Annotated in this window: 3 protein-coding genes and 2 pseudogenes; all 5 read right to left on the bottom strand. The window is 66.7% G+C overall.

Going from position 1 to position 5,824, the window contains the following annotated elements:
- A pseudogene (locus AC27IO_RS19450) lies at positions 1-544 on the bottom strand (hypothetical protein); the annotation flags it as partial.
- Positions 545-661: 117 nt separating this feature from the next.
- Positions 662-1,156, bottom strand: coding sequence for a Crp/Fnr family transcriptional regulator (locus tag AC27IO_RS19445; protein ID WP_317359894.1), 495 nt, complete (start codon positions 1,154-1,156; stop codon positions 662-664).
- An 85-nt stretch (positions 1,157-1,241) separates the two neighbouring features.
- Entirely contained in the window at positions 1,242-2,663 is a 1,422-nt protein-coding gene (mnmE, locus tag AC27IO_RS19440) for a tRNA uridine-5-carboxymethylaminomethyl(34) synthesis GTPase MnmE (protein ID WP_317359895.1), read from the bottom strand.
- 140 nt (positions 2,664-2,803) lie between these two features.
- On the bottom strand, positions 2,804-4,393 hold the full coding sequence (locus tag AC27IO_RS19435; RefSeq protein WP_272566396.1) for an ABC transporter substrate-binding protein: 1,590 nt from the start codon (positions 4,391-4,393) through the stop codon (positions 2,804-2,806).
- Positions 4,394-4,536: 143 nt separating this feature from the next.
- Positions 4,537-5,824, bottom strand: a pseudogene (yidC, locus tag AC27IO_RS19430) (membrane protein insertase YidC); the annotation flags it as partial.

The following is a 5,824-nucleotide window of genomic DNA, read 5'->3' as shown; positions in this document are numbered from 1 at the left end:
CGGGGGCCGGCGCGTGGACCGGAGGGCGCGCCACCGGGGCCGGCACGTGCGGCACGGAGGGGCCGGCCACGCCGTGGGGCGCAAGGCCCTTGCTGGGCATGCCGACGGCCACGTGGTCATTGATGCGCCAGTACACGGCGGTCACCAGAATGTCGAAGCGGGTCTTGGCGGTCTGGGCGATGAGCGCCTCGATCTCGCTCAGGCGGACGGTCTCGCCGCCGTATTCGCGGGCCAGGTCCATCATCACCAGGAACTGGCGGCCGCGCTGGTCCAGGGACAGCACCTTGAATTTGTAGCCCGCGGACAGCACGCCCGCGCGGACCATGGCATCGCGCACCACGGTGTAGAGCAGTTCGCGCCGCTCCATGCGCTCGTTCTTGCGGTTGGCCGCGTGTTCGGCCGCAGGCTCGGCCATCGGTTTGCCGGGGCCGCGTCCGGGCACCAGGGGCACCGTGGCGTCTGCATTCAGCAGACCGGAGGGCTCCACCGCCGGGCGCTGCCGGGGCGCTGGGGGTTTGCGGTTGAACCAACTGAAAAGTGACATGCCGTGCCTTTTTCGGATAGCGCCAAAAGTTCGAAAACGAGTGTAACGCGCGCTCCGGGAGCCAATGGCTTTCCCGCGTCCGCAGGCCCCGGCACGGGCCCGATGGGGGCTCAGGTGTCAGGTCGCAGCAACACGCCGGCGGCGGTTGCCGAGGCGCTTGGACAGCACCGAACCCATGGCCATGGCCAGGCTGAGGGCCACGGCCGGCTGGCGGTTGGAGAGCTCGGAAAACCGCAGCGCCGTCAGGTTCCAGAGCTTGGACGGAGCGCCTGCCTGCACGGTGGCGGTGCGGGGCTTGTGCGAGAAGAAGGCGCTCTCGCCCACGACGGAGCCGGGGCCGACGATCGCCAGGCGCAGGCGGTCTTTTTCGTCTTCGTAGTGCACGCTGAGGCTGCCGCTTTCCACGAAGTACAGTGTGCGGTCGCTGGCGCCTTGCGTGAACAGGGTGTGGCCGGTGGTGAGCGACATGGGCAGCAGGTAGCCCGACAGCAGGTCCCATTGCTCCGTGGTCAGCGGGTTCATCATGCTGTCTTCCGCTGGCGCCTGGGCAATGGCCTGCACGAGACCCGTGAGGTCCATTTTGGGGGTGTGGGATGACAGCACAGCATTCATAGTGGCGCGGAAGTTAAGCCCGATGCGTTCGGTGCACAAGCACTCTTTACCACTCCTTACAAAACGCCACCGTCCCGCGGGTGCGTCATTTTCCGATGCAGAAGCTGGAGAAGATCACGCCCAGCAGATCGTCGGAGGTGAATTCCCCCGTGATGGCACTGAGGGCCTGCTGCGCCAGCCGCAGTTCCTCGGCCAGCAGATCGAGCGCCGGGCCCGGCGAATGCAGCTGCGCCGCGGCCTCCATCAGGTGGCCGTCCACTGCCTGGAGCGCCTGCACATGCCGCGCGCGCGCGATGTAGATGCCCTCGGGGGCCGACTGCCATCCGGCCACGTCCAGCAGCAGGCGGCGCAGTGCGTCCAGCCCGTCGCCCGTGCGGGCCGAGAGGTGGGCCGCCGGCCGGTCCGCCATGGCGGCAGCCCTGTGGCCCGGTACCTGATCGGTTTTGTTCCACACGTCGATCACCGGCACATGGCCGGGCAGCGTCCGGGCGATGGTGCCGGCGATGTCGGCGTCGGCCGCCCGGTAGTCGGCCGCATCGGCGCGCGTGAGGTCGTGCAGGAAGAGCACGGCGTCGGCCGCGGCGATTTCGTCCCAGGCGCGCGCGATGCCGATCTTCTCCACCTCGTCGTCGCTCTCGCGCAGGCCCGCCGTGTCGATCACGTGCAGCGGCACGCCCTCGATCTGTATGGTCTGCTGCACCTTGTCGCGCGTGGTGCCGGCAATGGGCGTGACGATGGCCAGCTCGGCGCCGGCCAGGGCATTCAGCAGCGAACTCTTGCCGGCGTTGGGCTGCCCGGCGATCACCACCTTGATGCCCTCGCGCAGCAGCGCGCCCTGGCGCGTGCGCTGCATGACGGCGGCCAGCGTCTGCTGCAGATTCGACAGCTGCCCGCTGGCGTCTGCCTTGCGCAGGAAGTCGATTTCTTCTTCGGGAAAGTCGAGCGTGGCCTCCACCAGCATGCGCAGGTGGATGAGCGCATCGCGCAGGCGGTGGATCTCGTGCGAGAACGCGCCCGCCAGGGAGCGGCTGGCGCTTCGCGCCGCGGCTTCGGTGCTCGCATCGATCAGGTCGGCAATGGCTTCGGCCTGCGCCAGATCGATCTTGTCGTTGAGGAAGGCCCGTTCGGTGAACTCGCCCGGCTGCGCCAGGCGCAGGCCGGGCAGGCGGGCCCGGCCGCTGGCCGCATCGGCCTGGGCGGCGGCTTCCAGGCAGCGCGCCAGCAGCAACTGCAACACTACGGGGCCGCCGTGCGCCTGCAGCTCCAGCACGTCCTCGCCCGTGTAGCTGTGGGGCGCGGGAAAATATAGCGCCAGCCCCTGGTCGATGGACTGGCCGGCCGCATCGCGAAAGGGCAGGTACGTGGCTTCGCGCGGGCGCAGGACGCGCCCGCACAGCGCCTCGGTGAGCGGTCCCAGGCCCCGGCCCGAGACCCGCACGATGCCCACGGCGCCGCGCCCCGGTGCGGTGGCGATGGCGGCGATGGGGTCGGAGTGGCGGGGCAGCATGCGATGGGGAAGGGGGTGGGGACGGGGCATGATAGCTGCGCTGTTCGCATGCCGCGGCCGCCTGCACGGGGCGCGGAACCGCGCCCGCAAAAAGACAAAGCCCGCCAGGGCGGGCTTTGCGTTCGGTCCGATCGGAGGGCTTACTTGATCGTGGTCCAGTTGGGCATCGGGCGGTCGTCCGCGCGGTGCAGCGTCTCCACGCCCTTGCGCATGGCCCAGGGGCGGATCTGGTGGTGCAGGGGCAGGTAGTAGTACTCGTCCTTGACCAGCTTGAGGGCATCGGCGATCAGCGCGTCACGCTTGGGCGCATCCATCTCCACCTTGATCTGGCTGATCATTTCGTCGAGCTTGGCATCGCTGAAGCGGCCGCCGTTGTAGGTGCCCGCAGCCGTCTTGCCGGCCTTGGTGGCCATCAACGAATCCAGCGAATAGAGCGAATCGAACGTCGCCACGCCCCAGCCGAACAGATAGGCGCTCACGTCGTTGTTCATCACGCGGCTGACGAACTGGGCCATGGGGGCGGCCTGCAGCGTGGTCTTCACGCCGATGCGCGTCCACATGGCAGTGACGGCCTGGCAGATCGCTTCGTCGTTCACATAGCGGTCATTGGGGCAGTCGAGCTTGAGCGAAAAGCCCTGGGGGTAGCCCGCGTCGGCCAGCAGCTTCTTGGCGGCTTCGACGTCGTACTTGGCGGCACGCTCGTCCAGGCTCTTGCTCCAGCCGTGGACCATCGGCGCGACCATGGTGCCGGCAGGCACCGACAGGTTGCGCATGGTGCGGCTGTGGATGCCGGCCGAATCGATGGCCTGGTAGAGCGCCTGGCGCACGCGCTTGTCCTTGAGCGGGTTCTTGCCCGGCGTGCCGGCACCCGGCAGTTCGTCGCGGAACTGGTCCAGGCCCAGGTAGATGGTGCGGTTCTCGGCGCCTTCGATCAGCGTGATGTCGGGGCTGGACTTCATGCGCGCCAGATCCTGCGTGGGCGGATCGACGACGAAATCGACCTGGCCGGAAATCAGCGCGGCCGAGCGCGTGGCCGCCGACTTGATGGGGGTGAACACGACTTCGTCGATGTTGCCCTTGGGCTTGTCCCACCAGTCCGGGTTCTTCTTGAGCGTGACCTTCACGTCGGGCTGCCAGCCCACCATGATGAAGGGGCCGGTGCCGTTGGCGTTGCGCGAGGCGAAGTTCTCTTCCTTGCCGGCATAGTCCTGCGCCTTGGTCGAGTTGTTCTTCTCGGCCCAGGCCTTGTTCATGATGCGGGCCTCGGTCAGCTCGCGCAGCAGCACGGGGTTGGGGCCTTTCAAGATCAGGTCCACGGTGAAGTCGTCGACCTTCTTCACTTCCTTGATGCTCTGCACGGCGGACTGCATGTTCGAGGGGGGCGTCATGGCGCGGGTGAGCGAGAACACCACGTCGTCGGCCGTGAACGGCGCACCGTCGTGGAATTTCACGCCCTTGCGCAGTTCGAAGCGCACCTGCGTGGGGGAGATCTGGGTCCACTTCGTGCCGAGCGCGGGCTGGATCTGGTACTTCTCGTCATAGCGCACCAGGCTTTCGTACACCTGCTGCAGGAAGGCATGCGTCGTCTGGTGGTTCTGGGCGTGGGGGTCCACGGTCAGGATGTCGTTGGCGCCGGCCCACCGCATCGTTGCGGCATGGGCCGATCCTGCTGCCAGCAGGACCGCGATGCCCAGTGCGCTCCATTTGAAAGTCGTACGCTGCTGTTTCATTGGCCAGGTCTCCTCGTCGGTTAACGAAAGTGGATGAAAGATGCCGCAGGGGGCAAGCAAGCATCGTACCCAATGAAAAACGGCCGCTGGATAGCGGCCGTGGAATGTGTCGCAAACGCAGCGCGTCCGCGCTGCATTGCGGGTCAGCGGAACTTCGGCAGGTTGAACTGCGGCGGCACGCCCATGCGCGTGTTGATGATCCACTGCTGCGCGATCGACAGGATGTTGTTCGTCAGCCAGTACAGCACCAGGCCCGCCGGGAAGAAGAAGAACATCACGCTGAAGATCAGCGGCATGAACCACATCATCTTGGCCTGCAGTGGATCGGGCGGTGCGGGGTTCAGCGCGGTCTGCAGCAGCGAGCTGGCGGTCATCAGCAGCGGCAGGATGAAGAACGGGTCGGGCGAGGACAGGTCCTTGATCCAGCCGATCCACGGCGCGTTGCGCATTTCCACGCTGGACAGCAGCACCCAGTAGAGCGCGATGAACACGGGGATCTGGATCATGATGGGGAAGCAGCCGCCCATCGGGTTGACCTTCTCCTCGCGGTAGATGCGCATCATCTCTTGCTGCATCTGCTGCGGCTTGTCCTTCAGGCGCTCGCGCATCTCCATGATCTTGGGGTTGATGGCCTTCATCTTGGCCATGCTGGCGTACGCCTTCGCGTTGAGCCAGTAGAACGCGATCTTCAGCAGGAACACCAGCGCCACGATGGACCAGCCCCAGTTGTTCAGCACCTTGTGCAGCTGGTCGAGCAGCCAGTACAGGGGCTTGGCCAGGATGGTGAGCCAGCCATAGTCCTTCACCAGTTCCAGGCCGGGGGTGAGCGATTCCAGCATCGTCTCGACCTGCGGGCCGGCGAACAGGCGCGCGTCCACCGTCTTGGACTGCCCCGGTGCGATCTCGCCGACCGGGGTGATCATGCCGACCGAGTACAGGTTGGTGTCCACCTTGCGCACGAACAGGTCGCGCTGCACGTCGTTGCCCAGCAGCCAGGCGCTGGCGAAGTAATGCTGCACCATGGCCACGTAGCCGTTGGTGGAGGACTTGTCGATCTCGGCCTTGCCGTTCTCGATGTCCTTGAACTCGACCTTGTGGTACTTCTTGGCTTCGGTGTAGACCGCGGGGCCGGTGAAGGTCGAATAGAACGACGACTCGCCCGGCGGCTTGTTGCCGTCGCGCACCAGCTGCAGGTACAGCTGGGGCGACACGGGCGCGGTGCCGGTGTTCACGATCTCGTGCTTCACGGCCACGTCGTAGGCGCCGCGCTTCACGGTCCAGGTCTTGGCCAGTTTCACGCCGCCCAGGTCGGCGGATTCGAAGCGCACGCTGATCTCGTTCTGGCCGTCCTGCAGCTCGCGGTTGCCGGCCACCACCGACATCGCCGTCTTGTGCGTGGGGTAGCGCCGCCGATCAGGCCGGTCTGCGCCA

It is taken from the genome of Acidovorax sp. KNOB132, assembly GCF_057541515.1.
This window is presented reverse-complemented; position numbering and strand designations above follow the sequence as displayed.

What these genes read in the sequence shown, in the direction of transcription:
- mnmE (WP_317359895.1), bottom strand. Translation starts at nt 2,663, where the DNA reads ATGCTGCCCCGCCACTCCGACCCCATCGCCGCCATCGCCACCGCACCG.
- AC27IO_RS19435 (WP_272566396.1), bottom strand. Translation starts at nt 4,393, where the DNA reads ATGAAACAGCAGCGTACGACTTTCAAATGGAGCGCACTGGGCATCGCG.
- AC27IO_RS19445 (WP_317359894.1), bottom strand. Translation starts at nt 1,156, where the DNA reads ATGAATGCTGTGCTGTCATCCCACACCCCCAAAATGGACCTCACGGGT.